The 16,173-nt window shown below is 72.5% G+C and carries 15 protein-coding genes; 10 read left to right on the top strand and 5 right to left on the bottom strand.

Translation table 11 applies throughout. From position 1 onward, the window contains the following. The first annotated feature begins 576 nt into the window (after window positions 1-576). On the top strand, window positions 577-1,647 hold the full coding sequence (locus ACYUD3_RS20100) for an aldo/keto reductase (RefSeq protein ID WP_470971745.1): 1,071 nt from the start codon (window positions 577-579) through the stop codon (window positions 1,645-1,647). A 358-nt stretch (window positions 1,648-2,005) separates the two neighbouring features. Here the strand turns inward: ACYUD3_RS20100 and ACYUD3_RS20095 are convergent, their stop codons facing one another. Next, on the bottom strand, window positions 2,006-2,455 hold the full coding sequence (locus ACYUD3_RS20095) for a pyridoxamine 5'-phosphate oxidase family protein (protein ID WP_470971743.1): 450 nt from the start codon (window positions 2,453-2,455) through the stop codon (window positions 2,006-2,008). A 471-nt stretch (window positions 2,456-2,926) separates the two neighbouring features. Between ACYUD3_RS20095 and ACYUD3_RS20090 the strand changes: the two genes are divergently transcribed. Then, window positions 2,927-3,316, top strand: a complete 390-nt coding sequence (locus ACYUD3_RS20090; RefSeq protein WP_470971741.1) for a VOC family protein — start codon at window positions 2,927-2,929, stop codon at window positions 3,314-3,316. 444 nt (window positions 3,317-3,760) lie between these two features. Then, window positions 3,761-4,828 carry an adenosine deaminase gene (locus tag ACYUD3_RS20085; RefSeq protein WP_470971740.1) on the top strand — a complete coding sequence of 356 codons (1,068 nt, stop codon included), beginning with the start codon at window positions 3,761-3,763 and terminating at the stop codon, window positions 4,826-4,828. Here the strand turns inward: ACYUD3_RS20085 and ACYUD3_RS20080 are convergent. Beyond that, window positions 4,813-5,325: a mycothiol transferase gene (locus tag ACYUD3_RS20080; RefSeq protein ID WP_470971738.1), complete on the bottom strand. Its 513-nt coding sequence runs from the start codon at window positions 5,323-5,325 to the stop codon at window positions 4,813-4,815. The genes ACYUD3_RS20085 and ACYUD3_RS20080 overlap by 16 nt on opposite strands. Window positions 5,326-5,419: 94 nt before the next feature. After that, complete coding sequence (locus tag ACYUD3_RS20075; RefSeq protein WP_470971737.1) at window positions 5,420-6,304, bottom strand: LysR family transcriptional regulator; 885 nt, start codon at window positions 6,302-6,304, stop codon at window positions 5,420-5,422. Between the two features lie 110 nt (window positions 6,305-6,414). On the opposite strand from ACYUD3_RS20075, the gene mgrA reads away from it, so the two are divergent. Further along, window positions 6,415-7,410, top strand: a complete 996-nt coding sequence (gene mgrA, locus ACYUD3_RS20070) for an L-glyceraldehyde 3-phosphate reductase (RefSeq protein ID WP_470971735.1) — start codon at window positions 6,415-6,417, stop codon at window positions 7,408-7,410. A gap of 76 nt (window positions 7,411-7,486) precedes the next feature. Here the strand turns inward: mgrA and ACYUD3_RS20065 are convergent, their stop codons facing one another. After that, the gene (locus ACYUD3_RS20065) at window positions 7,487-7,855 is read right to left on the bottom strand and encodes a nuclear transport factor 2 family protein (protein WP_470971733.1); all 369 of its coding nucleotides are present in this window, start codon (window positions 7,853-7,855) and stop codon (window positions 7,487-7,489) included. Window positions 7,856-8,122: 267 nt separating this feature from the next. Between ACYUD3_RS20065 and ACYUD3_RS20060 the strand changes: the two genes are divergently transcribed. The 4 genes from ACYUD3_RS20060 to ACYUD3_RS20045 are packed head-to-tail and all read left to right on the top strand — an operon-like array spanning window position 8,123 to window position 12,343. Beyond that, window positions 8,123-8,533 (top strand): hypothetical protein, encoded by a 411-nt coding sequence (locus ACYUD3_RS20060; protein WP_470971732.1) that lies wholly within the window; start codon window positions 8,123-8,125, stop codon window positions 8,531-8,533. A 45-nt stretch (window positions 8,534-8,578) separates the two neighbouring features. Next, window positions 8,579-10,870, top strand: coding sequence for an ATP-binding cassette domain-containing protein (locus ACYUD3_RS20055; RefSeq protein WP_470971730.1), 2,292 nt, complete (start codon window positions 8,579-8,581; stop codon window positions 10,868-10,870). A 38-nt stretch (window positions 10,871-10,908) separates the two neighbouring features. Then, a complete protein-coding gene (locus ACYUD3_RS20050) occupies window positions 10,909-11,478 on the top strand; it encodes a hypothetical protein (RefSeq protein WP_470971972.1) in 570 nt (189 codons plus the stop codon). Beyond that, window positions 11,468-12,343, top strand: coding sequence for a serine/threonine-protein kinase (locus ACYUD3_RS20045; protein ID WP_470971729.1), 876 nt, complete (start codon window positions 11,468-11,470; stop codon window positions 12,341-12,343). The genes ACYUD3_RS20050 and ACYUD3_RS20045 overlap by 11 nt, the downstream gene beginning before the upstream one ends. Window positions 12,344-12,646: 303 nt before the next feature. Here the strand turns inward: ACYUD3_RS20045 and ACYUD3_RS20040 are convergent, their stop codons facing one another. Beyond that, window positions 12,647-13,891, bottom strand: coding sequence for a streptophobe family protein (locus ACYUD3_RS20040; RefSeq protein WP_470971727.1), 1,245 nt, complete (start codon window positions 13,889-13,891; stop codon window positions 12,647-12,649). Window positions 13,892-14,090: 199 nt separating this feature from the next. Here ACYUD3_RS20040 and ACYUD3_RS20035 point away from each other — a divergent pair, with 199 nt between their 5' ends. Beyond that, the gene (locus ACYUD3_RS20035) at window positions 14,091-15,617 is read left to right on the top strand and encodes a DUF6777 domain-containing protein (protein ID WP_470971726.1); all 1,527 of its coding nucleotides are present in this window, start codon (window positions 14,091-14,093) and stop codon (window positions 15,615-15,617) included. Between the two features lie 99 nt (window positions 15,618-15,716). Continuing rightward, window positions 15,717-16,169, top strand: a complete 453-nt coding sequence (locus tag ACYUD3_RS20030) for an ATP-binding protein (RefSeq protein WP_470971725.1) — start codon at window positions 15,717-15,719, stop codon at window positions 16,167-16,169. Window positions 16,170-16,173: the final 4 nt, after the last annotated feature.

Genomic DNA, 16,173 nt, shown 5'->3' with positions numbered 1-16,173 from the left:
TTCGGGTGGGCCGGGGTGTGCTGGACGTGCGGTTCGGGTGGGCCGGCGTGTGCTGGATGCGCGGGTTCGGGTGGGCCGGCGTGTGTCGGACGTGCCGGTTCGGGCGGGTCGGCTTGTGCTGGAGGTGTCGTTCGGCTGAACGGCCTTTTGTGGACACGCCGTTCAGCCGAAGGGGTGTGTGTTGGACAGGTCGCTCGGGTGAAGGGGGCTGTTGGGCAGGCCGCTTGGGTGAGGTGGTGTGTGCTGGGCGCGCTGTTCGGCTGAGGTGGGCGTGTGCTGGGTGTGCGGCTCGGCTGAACAGGCCTGTGCTGGAGCGTTGTTCGGCTGAACGGGCCTGTGCTGGGCGCGTTGTTCGGCTGAACGGGCCTGTGCTGGACGCGTTGTTCGGCTGAACGGGCCTGTGCTGGATGCGTTGTTCGGCTGAACCGGCGTGTGCTGGATATGTCGGTTCGGGTGGGCCGGCGTGTGCTGGACGCGTCGTTCGGGTAAATCGGCGTGTGCTGGAACTCGCCGGTTCGAGTGAGCTGGTGTGTGCGGGGAGCGCTCGGGTGGGTCTGTCTGTGTGAGACTCCCCTGATGACCACGATCACCGCGGCGGACTCCGGCAGTTGGACCCTCGGCGACTTGCCCGTCAGTCGTATCGGCCTCGGCGCGATGCGGCTGACGGGCAGCGCCGCCTTCCATCACGGCACCCCCAGAGACCGCGCGACCTCGATCGCCGTTCTGCGCAAGGCGGTTGAGCTGGGTGTCAATCACATCGACACGGCCGCCTTCTACTTCTCACCCCTGCGCTCGGCCAACGAACTCATCAACAGTGCGCTCTCCCCTTACGCGGAGGACCTGTTGATCGCGACCAAGGTCGGCCCGTTCCGCAACTACGCGGGGGAGTGGGGAACTTCGGCCCGCCCCGAAGACCTGCGCGGCCATGTCGAGGAGAACTTGCGCCAGTTGGGCCGCGACCACCTGGACCTCGTATACCTCCGGCGGATGCGCCAGGACTCGATCGCCGAACACTTCGGTGCCTTGGCGGAGTTGAGGCAGGCGGGCCTGATCCGCCACTTGGGCATCTCCGAGGTCGAGCCCCGCCATCTGACGGAGGCTCAGGCGATCGCTCCGGTGGTGAGCGTCCAGAACCGCTATGGCCTCGGTGCGTACGACGCCCAGAGCGAGGAGTTGCTGAGGCTGTGCGGGCGACAGGGCGTGGCGTTCGTACCGTACTTCGCCATCGCGGGGGCGGCGGGGGCGGGAGGGGTGACGGCGGCTGGAGGAACGAGGGCGGCTGGGAGGGCGACGGTCGCTGAAGGGGCGAGGGCGGCTGAGGGACCAACGGTCGCTGAGGGGGCGAGGGCTGCGGGAGGAGCAACGGCAGCTGAAGGGGTAAGGGCCGCTGAGGGAGCAATGGTCGCTGAGGGGGCAACGGCCGCTCACGACAAGGTCGTCGAGAAAATCGCGGAGTCCCACGGCGCGACCCCCGCCCAGATCCGCCTCGCCTGGACCCTCGCCCGAGGCCAGCACGTCCTCGCGATCCCCGGCACGGGTGACCCGGCGCACCTGGTCCAGAACATCGAGGCGGGAGTGCTGCGACTGGGGCTGGAGGATCTGGGACGCTTGGAGAAGGCGCACTGGGGGATGCCGGTGGAGAGCTGAGGCTGACGTTCCTTGGCCGAGGGGAGCTGAGGTCGACGTTTCTTGGCCGCCGAGTGCGGAGATCGATGCTCCCTGCCCGCCGGGAACTGAAGCTGACGCCCCTCGGCGAGCCGAGAGCTCAGGCTGACGTTCCTCAGCCGCCGAGAACTGAGGCCGCCGCCCCCCCCCGCTTGCCGGAGAGCTGAGCCCAGCCGATACTCTCCAGCCAGCCAGCCAGCCAGCCAGCCAGCCAGCCAGCCGAGCCGAGCCGAGCCGAGCCGAGCCGAGCCGAGCCGAGCCGAGCCGAGCCGAGCCGAGCCGAGCCGAGCCGAGCCGAGCCGAGCCGAGCCGAGCCGAGCCGAGCCGAGCCCTGCCTTAGTCAGCCGGGCAGCCACACCCCGGCCCGCATCAAATGCCGCCCCTCCATCTCCGCCACCCCGCACCACACCTGCACCCCCACCGGCCGCACCCGGAAGTACCCGTACGCCGGCGCGTCCCGGCGCGGTTCCCAGCCGCAGGCCGCCGCGAAGGCGTCCGCCGCCCCCTCCGGGACCTCCTCGCGGGTGAACGACGTGACCTCCCCGTCGATCAGGACGACATCCCGGGTGTCCGCCAGCGACAGCCGAGCCTGGCCGTTCGTGCGCAGATTGCGGCCGGTCGGGTTGGTGAATCGCGTCACGAACCAGATGGACTCGCCGTCCCACCGGAACCAGAGCGGCACCAGACACGGCACCCCGTCGGGGCTCGCCGTCGCCACCCAGATGTCCTTCTCCCGCTCCAGCCGCTGAAGAAGGTCACGTTTGCGTTCGGCGGGTTCGCGGATCTTCATGCCGGGACGGTATCGGGGAGCCGAGCCGGCGGGCCTCGGGCTGAGGGACCGGCCGGGGTCGGCCACCGGGACTAGGGCGGGGGCCGGAGGAGGGTGAACGCGGGGCGGCGCGGGAAGGCCGGGCAACTGCCCCGAGGTGACCTGGCGAAGACCGGCCGGCGCCCCCGAAGCACCCCGAGCCCTGTCCCCTGGAGCGCCCCCAACCCCGTCCCTCGAAACACCCCCCGCCCTGTCCCGAAGTACCACCTACCCGCCCCCTCAAAGCACTCCCCACCCCGTCCCTCGAAGCACCCCCGCCCTGTCCCGAAGTACCGCCGACCTGCCCCCTCGGAGCGCCCCCGCTCCGTCATCCCCAAGCACCCCCACCCCACCCCCAAAGCACCGTTTGGCATCCACCCCGTTTTACGTATAACCTCACCCGTTAATCCGGCCCACCCAAAAGACCCGTCCCGCCCCGCCCGAGAGGTCCCGATGTCCCGCATCGCCCTGGTCACCCTCGTCGTCGACGACTACGACGAGGCGATCCGTTTCTACATCGAGGCCCTCGGCTTCACGCTCGTCGAGGACGAACCGCGTCCCGACGGCTCGCGGTGGGTCGTGGTGGAGCCCGGTGGCGGCGCCGGCACCGGACTGCTGCTGGCCCGCGCCAAGAACAAGGACCAGTCCGCGCGGATCGGTGACCAGACCGGCGGCCGGGTCGGTTTCTTCCTGCACACCGAGGACTTCGCCCGCGACCACGCCCGGATGACGGCGGCGGGCGTGACCTTCCTGGAACAGCCGCGCCACGAGGCGTACGGCTCGGTGGCCGTCTTCCAGGACCTGTACGGCAACCGCTGGGACCTGCTCCAGCCGGCCGGCTGAACGAAACACCCTCCCGCCGGACGAATGCCCCCCCGCTGAACGCCCCCCGCTGGGCGAACGCTCCCGCTGAACGAACACCCCGCACCAAAGACCACCCTCCGCTGGGCGAACGCTCCCGCTGAACGAACACCCCGCACCAAAGACCACCCTCCGCTGGACGAACGCTCCCGCTGAACGAACACCCCGCACCAAATGACCACCCTCCGCTGGACGAACGCCCCCGCCGAACGGCCTCCCCCGCTGGACGAACACCCCCACCGGACGACCTCCCCCGCTGAACGAACACCCCCGCCACACAAGCACCCCGCACCGAACGAACACCCTCCACCCAACGACCACCCTCCACTGAACAAACACCCCCCGCGCCCCTGAACCCCAAGCCCCCTCAAACCGCGCGGCCCCCCACCCCCCCCAACCCCCACCCCAACCAAGGAACCCCACCCCATGACAACTACGCGCGTAGACGCCGCCACCATCCGCCCCCTCCCCAAAGCCGTCCTCCACGACCACCTCGACGGCGGCCTCCGCCCCGCGACCCTCGTCGAGCTGGCCGCGCAGGTCGGTCACACCCTTCCCACCACCGACCCTGAAGCCCTGGCCAGCTGGTTCTTCGAGGCCGCCAACTCCGGAGACCTGGTCCGCTACATCGCGACCTTCGACCACACGCTGGCCGTGATGCAGAACCGCGAAGGCCTGCTGCGCGTCGCGGAGGAGTACGTGCTCGACCTCGCCGCCGACGGAGTCGTCTACGCGGAAGTCCGCTACGCGCCCGAGCTGAACACGCGCGGCGGGCTCACGATGCGTGAGGTCGTCGAGACCGTGCAGGAGGGGCTGGCCGCCGGTATGGCGAAGGCCGCCGCTGCGGGGACGCCCGTACGCGTGGGCACGCTGCTGTGCGGGATGCGGATGTTCGACCGGGTCGGCGAGGCCGCCGAGCTGGCCGTCGCCTACCGGGACGCGGGCGTCGTCGGGTTCGACATCGCCGGCGCCGAGTACGGCTTCCCGGCCGCCGACCACGTCGAGGCGTTCGCGCACCTGCGGAGCGAGAACGTGCCGTTCACGATCCACGCGGGCGAGGCCGACGGGCTCGGCAGCATCCACCAGGCCCTCCAGATCTGCGGCGCCCAGCGCATCGGGCACGGCGTGCGCATCACCGAGGACATCGTCGACGGCAAGCTCGGCCGGCTCGCCGGCTGGGTCCGGGACCGGCGGATCGCGCTGGAGATGTGCCCCACCTCCAACCTCCAGACCGGCTGCGCCACGTCGATCGCCGAGCACCCGATCACCGAGCTGAAGCGGCTCGGCTTCCGCGTCACCCTCAACACCGACAACCGCCTGGTGTCGGGGACGACGATGACGCGCGAGATGACGCTGCTCGTCGAGCAGGCCGGCTGGAGCGCGGCCGACCTGCGCGACGTGACCGTGAACGCCCTGAAGAGCGCGTTCCTGCCGTTCGACGAGCGCAACAAGCTGATCCAGGACGTCGTCCTGCCCGCCTACTCCGCGCTCTGAACCAGCCCGCGCAAGTAGGCCGCCTGCCCGGCGTGCGCCAGGTCGTCCGACAGGACGCTCACCAGGCGCACCCCCAGGCTGACCGGCGGATCCCAGCGGACGTCCACGATCCGCTCCAGGTCCGCCGCGCCGACCGTGCGCAGCGACTCCAGGGTCTGCGCGTGGACGGCGTCGTAGTAGCCCGTGAGCAGGTTGCCGCCGGTGACGCGGACCTGCGCGACCTGCTCGGGGCTGTGCCCGTACCCGGTGTCGTGGTGCGGCAGGCCGAGGCCGAAGAGCTTCTCCCAGCCCTGCGCGTGCCACACCTGCTCCAGGCCGAACGCGTCCGCGACGTGGTCGTCCTGGACCCGGGTGAGATGCCACACCAGCCAGGCCACCGAGTTGGCCTGCGGCGCGGGGCGGAAGTTGAGGTCGTCCGGGGAGAGGTCGGCGACGGCCGCGTGGACCTCTTCCCGGATGCGGCCGTACCCGTCGATGAGGATGTCCTTCGCATGCATACGACCACCATGCCCCGGACCTCGCCCGCCCGCCCCCGCTTTGCGACAGGCGCACGAGACCCTTACGCGGCCCAGACCGCCTGAAAAAGCGGCTCTACGCCGCCCCGCTCTCCAGCAGCCCCATCAGCGCCCGCGCCGCCGGACTCGTCGCCCCGTCCGGCGGCAGCAGCGCCACCGTCTCGTAGCCGGCCGCCCCGATCCCCTCCAGCGGCAGCGCCGTCAGCGCCTCCCGCTTGTGCCGGAAGTGGCGGGGGACGACGGCCACGCCCAGGTTCTCGTCGATGAGGTCCAGCAGGCTGTGCACGTCGTTGACCTCCAGCGCCACCGTCCGCCGCACGCCCGCCCCGGTGAAGGCGGCGTCGCTCACGCGGCGCGGGCCCCAGTCCGGGTGGAAGTCGACGAACGTCTCGTCGGCGAGGTCCGCCGGGGTCAGCGCCGACGTCGTGCCGGCGAGCCGGTGTTCCGGGTGGCACAGCACGTACATCGGCTCCACCGCCAGCGACACCGAGCGCAGCTGGTCGGTGTCGTCCTGGGTGCGGTAGGCGAACGCCAGGTCCAGGCGGCCGGCCGCGACCTCCTCCGCTAGCGTGCCGGAGCCGTACTGGCGCAGCCGGATCTCGACGTCCGGGTGCAGCCGGCGGAACGCCGCGAGCAGGCCCGGCGGGTGGACGCCCGCGATGCACTGCTCGGCGCCGAGGGCCAGCGTGCCGCGCAGCACGCCCTGGACGGCGGCCACCGCCTCGTGCGCCGACCGCACCTGCGCCAGGATCCGTTCGGCCTCGGTGAGCAGCGCCCGCCCGGCCTCGGTCAGGGTCACCCGGCGCGTCGTGCGCACGAACAGGGGCGCCCGCAGCTCCCGCTCCAGCGCCCGGATCGACGCCGAGAGGCCGGACTGGGACACCAGGAGGCGTTCGGCGGCCCGGGTGAAGTGCTGATCCTCGGCGACCGCCACGAAATGCTGGAGATGACGCAGTTCCACGATTGAGAAGACTAGTCGCACAATTCCATCGGATTCTTCTGTTGGACCACTGCCCGCAGGTGGGGGAAGGTGGGACCGCCCAGCAGAAGCGCCTGACCGATGGAGTCGCGTTGTCCTACACCGCTCATCCCGACCGCTACGCGGACCTGCCCTACCGCCGCTCAGGGCGCAGCGGACTGAAGCTCCCGGCCCTGTCGCTCGGCCTGTGGCACAACTTCGGGCCCGACCGCCCGGTCGAGACCCAGCGCGCCATCCTGCGCCGCGCCTTCGACCTCGGCATCACCCACTTCGACCTCGCCAACAACTACGGCCCGCCGCCCGGCGCCGCCGAGTCCGCCTTCGGCGAGTTCCTGAAGACCGACTTCGCGCCCTACCGCGACGAGATGGTCATCTCGACCAAGGCCGGCTACCTGATGTGGCCCGGTCCGTACGGCGAGTGGGGTTCGCGCAAGTACGTCCTGTCGTCGCTCGACCAGTCCCTGAAGCGGATGGGCCTGGACTACGTCGACATCTTCTACTCGCACCGTCCCGACCCCGAGACCCCGCTCGAGGAGACCATGGGCGCCCTGCACTCGGCCGTCCAGCAGGGCAAGGCGCTGTACGTCGGGGTCTCCAACTACTCCGCCGAACAGACCCGCGAGGCCGCCCGCATCCTCGGCGAGCTGGGCACCCCGCTGCTGATCCACCAGCCCCGCTACTCGATGCTCGACCGGCGCCCCGAGAGCGGCGGCCTGCTGGACGCGCTCGACGAGCTGGAGGTCGGCTCGATCGTCTTCTCCCCGCTGGAGCAGGGCGTGCTGTCCTCGCGCTACCTCGACGGCATCCCCGAGGGCTCCCGCGCCGCGAGCGACAGCCCGTTCCTGAACTCCGACGAGCTGACCGAAGAGCTGGTCGGCAAGCTGCGCGCGCTCAACGACATCGCCGCCGGGCGCGGCCAGACCCTCGCCCAGCTCGCCCTCGCGTGGGTGCTGCGCGGCGGCCGGGTCACCTCCGCCCTCGTCGGCGCGAGCAGCGCCCAGCAGATCGAGGACAGCGTCGGCGCCCTCGCGCACCTCGACTTCGAGGACGCCGAGCTGGCCGCGATCGACAAGATCGTGGGCGCCTGACCCGCACCGCTCTCCGCTCGTCCGGGACCTTGCCCAGCGGTCCCGGACGGGCGGAGTCTTTTTGACCGGGCCCCCTTTACGCCGGAACCCGGTCCAGGAACCCCAGAACGGCACCGATCCGGCCGTCTTCGGTGAGCGTGAGCACGTCAGATCCGGCCACCGGGGCGGTGCCCCCAGCGTCACTGACCAGCTCCCACGAGAAACGGGCCGTGTCATGGTGCCCGTCGACCGCCCCGGTCAGTTTGAACGTGAACCCCGGGAACATCTCGTGCGCGCCGCCGATCACCGAGACGATCCCCGCATGCCCGCCGACCTCGGCCAAGGGATCGACGTACGACCCCTCCGGGGCCCACGCGGCGGCCACCGCGACCGCCCGCTCCTCAGGGTCACGGGCGTTCCACGCCGCGAAGTAACGGGCGACGGCGATGTCATGGCGCTCGGGCATGGGTCATCAGCTCCTGGAGAGTCGTCTTCGCTGGTCAGCACCTGGATCGAACCCCCGTGCCGATCCGGTGGCACCACTGTGCCGACCCCCCGCGCGCCGGTCGATTACCTCCGAGGTCATGACGGCGCTTTTCGAGACTGGCCAAAAAGGCGTGGTGACAGTGTTTTAGAAGTGAACATACTCAACGTCAGGGGTAGTTCACTCACAGGAACCACAGCGGAGGGAAAGGATCCCGCGCCCGGCCGGTCAGCCTCGGGGGAGAGGGACGTGCACGACGAATTCCTGTGCCATGTCACCGCGTACGGTGTCTGCGACGGGCAGCGCATAGGCGTACCGCTCGGCACCTACCGCGCGCCCACGCTCGCGCTCGCCCTGTGGTGGCTGCGCGACCGCGCCTCCTGGATCGCCGAACGCCTCGACCCGCGCCCCGAGAGCGGCCGGTTCCCGCCCGGGGCCCTCGTCCCCGTCGCCGCGACCGTCCCCGACGTCCCCGGCATCCTGCGCGCCTGGTGCGCCGACCCCGCGCAACAGGAGCTGGTCGCCGACGAGTTGGGCTCAGGCCGGCTCGTGCGCATCGCGCTCAGCGACGAGACGACCGAGTACGAGCTGCTGGCGGAGTCGGTCGACGCGGTGCGCATGCAGCGGACGATCCCGGCGCTGGTCCTGCCGGTCGGCTGACGCCACCGCCGGGCGCACGAGTGACCGCGTGGCTAGACTTCGAGCATGGCACAGCGGCCGGTCCTCCCGTCCGCGCCCGACCTCGTGCTGGAGACCGGGTCGGGCTCCACGGTGCTGACCCCGGACCACGTCTACCACCTCGGCCGCGACCCCCTCGGCGAGATCGTCCTCGACGACTCCCGCGTCTCCTGGCACCACGCCGTGCTCCGCCCCGCCGGTGACCACTGGACGATCGAGGACGAGCACAGCACCAACGGCACCTACGCCGACGGCCGCCGCGTCCACGCCGAGGACGTCGGACCCGGCAGCGTCCTCGCCTTCGGCAGCCCCGCCGACGGGCCCCGCGCCCGCCTCACCCGCCGCCAGGTCGTCTCCCGCCCCGCGAGCACCGGCACCTTCCGCGCCCCCACGGCCCTGCGCCCGCTGCCCGCCCGCACGGTCCGCATCGGCCGCGCCGCCGACAACGACCTGGTCCTGGACGACCTGACCGTCTCCCGGCACCACGCCGAACTGCGCGTCCTGCCCGGCGGCGGGTACGAGATCGCCGACCTCGGCAGCCACAACGGCACCTACCTCGACGGCGCCCCGGTCACCCGCGCCCCGCTCGGCCCCGACGGCGTCGTGGGCATCGGACACCACGCGTTCCGCCTGGTCGCGGGCGAACTCGCCGAGTACGTCGACACCGGCGAGGTCAGCCTCGACGTACAGGACCTGACCGTCACCGTCGACGGCGGCAAGGTCCTCCTCGACCACGTCTCCTTCCCCGTCGGCGCCAAGTGCCTGCTCGCGGTCGTCGGCCCCAGCGGCGCCGGCAAGTCGACGCTCCTCAACGCCCTCACCGGACAGCGCCCCGCCCAGCACGGCACGGTCGTCTACGACGGGCGCGACCTCTACCGCGACTACGCCGAACTGCGCCGGCGCATCGGCCTCGTCCCTCAGGACGACATCCTGCACACCCAGCTGACCGTCCGCGCCGCCCTCGGCTACGCCGCCGAACTCCGCTTCCCGCAGGACACCGCGAAGGCCGAACGGCGCGCCCGCGTCGACGAGGTGATCCGCGAACTCGGCCTGGAACAACGGGCGGAGCAGCCCGTGCACAGCCTCTCCGGCGGCCAGCGCAAACGCGTCAGCGTCGCCCTGGAACTGCTCACGAAACCCTCGCTGCTCTTCCTCGACGAACCGACCTCCGGACTCGACCCCGGCATGGACCGCTCGGTGATGCACATGCTGCGCGGCCTTGCCGACGACGGCCGCACCGTCATCGTCGTCACCCACAGTGTCCTCAGCCTCGATGTCTGCGACCGCCTCCTCGTCCTCGCCCCCGGCGGCCGGACCGCCTACTACGGCCCGCCCGGCGAGGCCCTGGAGTACTTCCGCTGCCGCCAATGGCCCGAAGTCTTCGAGGCGTTGACGCACGAGCGGGACTGGGCGGGGGAGTACGCGCGCTCGCCCGAGCATCGCCGGTACGTCACCGAGGCCGCCGCCCAGCCCCGGCTGCCCGACAAACCCTCGCGACCGGTCCCGCCGCCCCCGCGCCCCCGCAGCCGGACCGCCCAACTCGCCACCCTGGTACGGCGGTACACCGCGGCCCTCGCCTCCGACCGCACCTTCCTCGCCGTCATGGTCGCCCTCCCGTTCGTCATGGGCGCCATGGCCCGCGCGCTCGCCGGCGGCACGCTCACCCAGAAGACCGCGATGGACGCCCTGCTCATCCTCTGCGTCGGCGGCGTCCTCACCGGCGCCGCGAACGCCGTGCGCGAACTCGTCAAGGAGCGGGCCATCTACGGGCGGGAGCGGGCCGTCGGGCTCTCGCGGGGCGCGTATCTGATGTCGAAGGTGGTCGTCCTCGGGACCGTCACCGTGTTGCAGGCCGTCGTCCTCACCCTCGTCGGACTGCTCGGCGTGCGGCTCGACGCGCCCGGCGGCAAAGGCGTGTTGCTGCCACCGCTCGCCGAAATCACGGTCGCCGTCGCCCTGTTGGCGTTCACCGCCATGACGCTCGGGCTGCTGGTCTCCGCGCTGGTGCGCAAGGAGGAGGTGACCATGCCGCTGCTCGTGCTGCTGGCGATCGTCCAAGTCGTCTTCTGCGGCGCCCTGTTGACGCTCGACGGGGTCCCCGGGCTCGAACAGCTCGCGTGGCTCGTCCCTTCGCGCTGGGCCCTCGCCGCGATGGCCAGCACCCTCGACCTCGGCCGGATCGTCACCCCCGACCCGCTGTTCCGGCACACCGCGCACATCTGGCTCCTCGACATCGGGATGCTTCTCGCGCTGGCGGTGGTCTTCCTCTGCGGGGTCGCGCGGCTGCTGCGCCGGCAGGAGCCGGAGGTGACCCGGTGACCGGCTTCGCGCCCACCCACGTCGCCCCGGCACACGGCATGCCCGCCTGGGAGGCCCCCGACCCCGCCCGCCCCACGGCCGCCCTCGACCCCCTCCTGCCCGTCCGGCTCACCGAGCGGCGCGGCGACTGGGCGCACGTCCTGTGCGCCAACGGCTGGTCCGCGTGGGTCGACGGCCGCCTCCTGATCGCCGTACCGGCCGATCCGCCGCAGCCGGGCGGGGACATGGCCGCAGCGGACGACCCGCGTCCGCTGCTGGCCCGCGCGGAACGGGCGCTCGCGGAGTACCGGGCGGCGCTGGGGGAGGGGGAGGGGTTCCGGCGGCGGGTCGCGGGGCTGCGGGTGGGGGTGGTGATCGACGGGGAGTCGGTGTGGTTGTACGACCAGGAGCGGGGGCGGTGGGTGTACGGGGAGGGCGGGCGGGTTGCCGGGTACGCCGTGGACGGGCCGCCTGAGGGGGAGCGGACTGCCGTGGACGCGTTGCGAGTTGGTGAGCGGGGCGCTGTGGACGTGCCGTCGGCTGGTGAGCGGGGCGTCGGGTACACCTCCGGGGCGGCGCCGCCCGATGACCACGCCCCGACCCGTGTGGTGACCCCCGATGACCCCTGACATCCCCGGCTACCGCATCGAGGACGAGATCGGGCGGGGCGGCATGGCGGTCGTCCACCGGGCCCGTGACCTGCGCCTCGACCGGACGGTCGCGCTCAAGCTGCTCGCGCCCGAACTCGCCCGCAACGACCGCTTCCGGCAGCGCTTCACGCATGAGTCCCGGGTCGCGGCGCGGATCGACCACCCGCACATCGTGCCCGTGTACGAGGCCGGTGAGGCCGACGGCGTGCTCTACATCGCGATGCGCTACGTCGACGGCCGCGATCTGCGCCGGCTCCTCGACCGCGAGGGCCCGCTGCCGCCGGCCACCGCCGTACGCATCGCCGCGCAGGTCGCCTCCGCGCTCGACGCCGCGCATGAACACGGGCTCGTGCACCGGGACGTGAAGCCCGGGAACATCCTGGTCGCGCCCGGCACCGACAGCGAGCACCCCGAGCACGTCTACCTCACCGACTTCGGGCTGACGAAGAAGTCGCTGTCCCTGACCGGGTTCACCAGCGTCGGCGAGTTCGTCGGCACCCTCGACTACGTGGCCCCCGAGCAGATCTCCGGCAAGCCGGTCGACGGGCGGTGCGACGTGTACGGGCTGGCGTGCGTGGTCTACGAATGCCTCGCCGGTCACCCGCCGTTCCGCCGCGACGACGACATGGCCCTGCTGTGGGCCCACCAGTACGACGAACCACCGCCGGTCACCTCCCAGCGGGCGGGACTGCCGACGGCGACGGACGCGGTCTTCGCCCGGGCCCTCGCGAAGGATCCGGAGGAACGGCAGCCGGATTGCCGGGAGTTCGTACGGGAGTTGAGGGGGGCGCTGGAGGAGGGGGGTGTGCGGGAGCCGCCGGGGTGGGCGCGGGTGGTGTTTTGAGGGGGGCGGCTTTGCGGGGCGGCGGGGTTTGCGGGGGCGCGGTTTCTGCGGGGCGGCGGTGTGCGCGGGGCGGCGGTTTCTGCGGCGTGGCGGGTGTTTGCGAGGCGGATGTCTCCGGGAGGGGGCTGTCTCCGCGGGGCGGCGGTGTTAGTGAGGCGGGCGTGCTTTGCGGCGCGGCGGTGTTTGCGCGGGCGGAGTTCGGGGGCTGGCCTCGTGCGTCAGCGTCGCTCACGTGTCAGCTCCGTCCATGCGTCAGCGCCGCTCGCGCACCAGCGCCGCTCATGGATCAGCACCGCCCATGCGTCAGCGCCGCTTACGTGTCAGCACCGCCCCTACGAACCCCGCCACCAGCCCCCACCCCGCCGCGATCCCCAGCGCGGACCACAGCCGGGGGCGTAGGAACAGTTGGCCGCCCAAGTCGCCGCCCAGGTCGCCGATGCCGAGCAGTGACAGGCCGTAATGTGCCGAGATCCGGCCCAGCAGGCAGATCATCAGGACGGTCGCGGCCAGCGCCAGTGCCATGTGTACGGCGTGCTGCCAGGGCCGCATCCGCGCGGGTGAGCGGCGGGCAGCCATGAAGCCGGCGGCCAGGACCAGCGCCGCGTCGACGGCCACCAGCCACCACACCCGCCCGTCCTGCGCGGCCAGCGTCCGCACGTTCAGCGCCGAGACGTCCGGCGTGCGCAGCACCTCGTCCAGGACATGCGGCATCGGCAGCCCGAAGGGCCCCTGCACCCGCCCGTCCCAGGTCACCCCGAGCCCCAGCGTGAACGCCAGCCACATCAGATTCGGCATCCCCAGCAGCACCACGGCCATCGTCTCGGCGGGCCGCCCGCGCGTGAACGCCACGACCAGCGCGACGACGACCCCGAGCAGCACCCACTTGAGCAGCAGCACGAGCATCGCGAACGACACCGGCCGCACCGTCTGCTGCCAGCGCAGCAGCCGGGCCGGGAGCGGGGCGCCCCGGGCGACGAGCAGCGCCAGCAGCAGGACCCCGGCGAGCCAGCAGAGGCCGACGGCCAGCGACGCGGGGACGTCCGCCTTGAAGCCGACCCTGGGGTTCACCCCGAACAGGTCGGCCAGATCGGCGGCCGTGCCGCTGCCGAGGGAGATCCGGAAGGTGTGCCGGGAAGCCAGCGCGAGACCGAGCAGCGCCAGCAGCCACAGGAGCGCGATCCGGCCCGCCCACCCCGCGAGTTCGGCCGCCGACGCCACCGCCCGCCGCCGCAACGGCCGCAGGAAACCGGCGCCGATGAGGAGCGCTCCGGTGAGGGTCACCGACAGCGGGATGATCGTCAGACCGCCGCGTGCCCCCGCGAGCGAACTGGCGGCGCCGGACAGCTCGACGGTCCCGCCGACCGCCGTCACCACCGCCGCCGCGACGACCGAGGGGTACGCCCCGCCCGGCAGATTCCCGGCCCCGGCCGCGAGCAGCCCGAGCCCGGCGACCAGAGCCATGGCCAGCACCCCGGTCACCACGACGGCGACCGCCTGGGGCCAGCCGTGCCGGGAGACGGCGAGGTCAGAACCACGGAAGTCGCTCACGCGGCCACGCTAAGCAGGGGCGCGCGGAGCTGCCTGCCGAGAGCGGCCGACGACCGGCCTCACGCCCGCCGCAGAGGCGCCGGGCTCAGGCTCGCCGCTGTGGCGCCGGGTTCAGGCTCGCCGCGGAGGCGCCTTCGACGCCCGCCGGGAGCCGGGGGCTGCTTTCGACGCTCGCCGAGAGCCCTCGGGGCCACTTTCGATGCCCGCCGGGAGCCCCAGGGGCCGCCTTCGACGCCCGCCGGAGCCCCGAGGCCGCTTTCGGCGCCGCTGCCCCCCTGCCCGCCCTTTCGGTGCCGCTGCCGCCCCTGCCCGCCCAGCCCGCCGCAGGCGTCCGCTTGCGGCCTCCACCCATTCGGAGCACACAATGGGTCGTCGCGTAGCAAAGCGTGGCAAAACGGCCAGCGTGCCGTACGAACCCACCTCGGGAGAGTGCGTGAGCGTCGAACCGCCGTCCTCCGGCCGCCCCTCCGGTCCGCCCTCGGGGCCCCTCTCCGGCCCCGGTGAACCCCCTTCAGGACCGCCCCCGTCGAGCGGCGGCGGCGCCAGCCCGGAGGAGCCGCACCGGCCCTGGTGGAGATCGGCGCCCCGCGTCGCCATGGCCACCGCCGCCGTCGTGGCCGTCGCCGCGGTGGCCGTACTCCTCACCCGTGGCGGGGGCGGCTCGGGGAAGGGCGGCGAGGTCTTCCTCCAGGCCGCCGACACGGCGGGCCGCGACCCCTTCACCGCCTCCTCGGCCACGACCGGCTCCGCCCCGCCCGCCTCGGCCGCCCCCGCGAGCCCGGCCGCCTCGGGCGCGCTCCAGAGCGTCTCCGGCAACACCGCCGGCCTCTACGGCGGCACCCGGAACACGGCCGCCTGCGACATCGACAAGCAGATACGGTTCCTGTCCGCCGCCCCCGCGAAGAACGCCGCGTTCGCTTCCACCGTCGGGGTGAAGCCCGACCAGGTCCCCGCCTTCCTGCACTCCCTCACCCCGGTCCAGCTCCGCGTCGACACCCGCGTCACCAACCACGGCTTCGTGAACGGCACCGCCGACGCCTACCAGTCCGTCCTCCAGGCCGGCACCGCCGTCCTCGTCGACGGCCACGGCGTCCCGCGCGTGCGCTGCGCCTGCGGCAACCCCCTCGGCCCGGCCGTCGCCCAGCAGGGCACCCCGAGCCCGACCGGCGGCTCCTGGCCCGGCTACCGCCCCGCGAACGTCGTCGTCATCACCCCCTCGGTGACCGTGATCAACGTCTTCGTCCTGTACGACCCCGGCGACCACGGCTGGATCGCCCGGGACCGGGGGACCTGGCGGCACGACCGGCCGACGAAGCCGCCGGCGCCGGTGATCTCCCCGACGCCGTCGCCGTCCTCGTCGCGTTCCCCGTCCCCGTCCCCGTCCTCGTCGGTGTCGCCGTCCACCTCGCCCTCCAACTCGCCGAGCCAGAGCCCGAGTCAGGGCACGAGTCCGAGTCAGAGTCCTAGCCAGAGCCCCAGTTCCAGTCCCAGTCCCAGCCCCAGTCCGAGTCAGAGCCCCAGCGCGCCGCCGAGCCCCAGCCCGAGCCTCAGCCCCCTCACCCCCACACTCTCCCCCTCCCCCTCCCTCTCGCTCGCCCCTTCCCCCTCCTCCCCGCCCACGCCCTTAGAGTCCCCGTCGGCTCCCCCGTCCCCCTCCCTGCCCCCGCCCCCCTCGCCGAGCGCCGAAGTGCCGGGCGTATCGTCAGGTCCCCAGCAAGGTACATAGGGGTGCATAGGGGGGACTGCCCCGCGTGCGACGGGGTAGCAGGACAGGTGCGGCAGCGTACGGCCAGTCCGGCCAGTCCGGCCTCCGAGAGAGAAAAGCATGATCGAGCACCTGGACGGGGCAGTGACAACGACTGGTTTCGGCGTACCAGTGGAGCCCATGAGGAGTGCCGCGCACTACACGGGTGAGCCCGGCAGCATCAGCGCGGCCCGCTCCTTCGCCGCCCGCTTCGTCGACCAGCTGAGGACGGAGTGGTGCGCCCTCATCGGCAGGCGCGCCGTCGAAGAGGTGATGCTGGTGGTCAGCGAGCTGGTCACCAACGCGGACCGGCACAGCGACGGCCCCTACATACTGGAACTCGAAGGCACCGGGGCCGCCGTGACGGTCTCCGTGTACGACAGCAGCGACACGCTCCCGCTGCGCTACCCCCGCGACCCCGAACGCGTCGGCCGGCACGGCCTGGAGATCGTCCACGCCCTCGCCGCCGAGGTGCGCGTCGAACGGGTGCCGGTCGGCAAACGGGTTTGGGCCGTCGTACCGCTGACGGTCTGAGCGC

The sequence above is a fragment of the Streptomyces sp. AMJ-169 genome (assembly GCF_055597585.1).
This window is presented reverse-complemented; position numbering and strand designations above follow the sequence as displayed.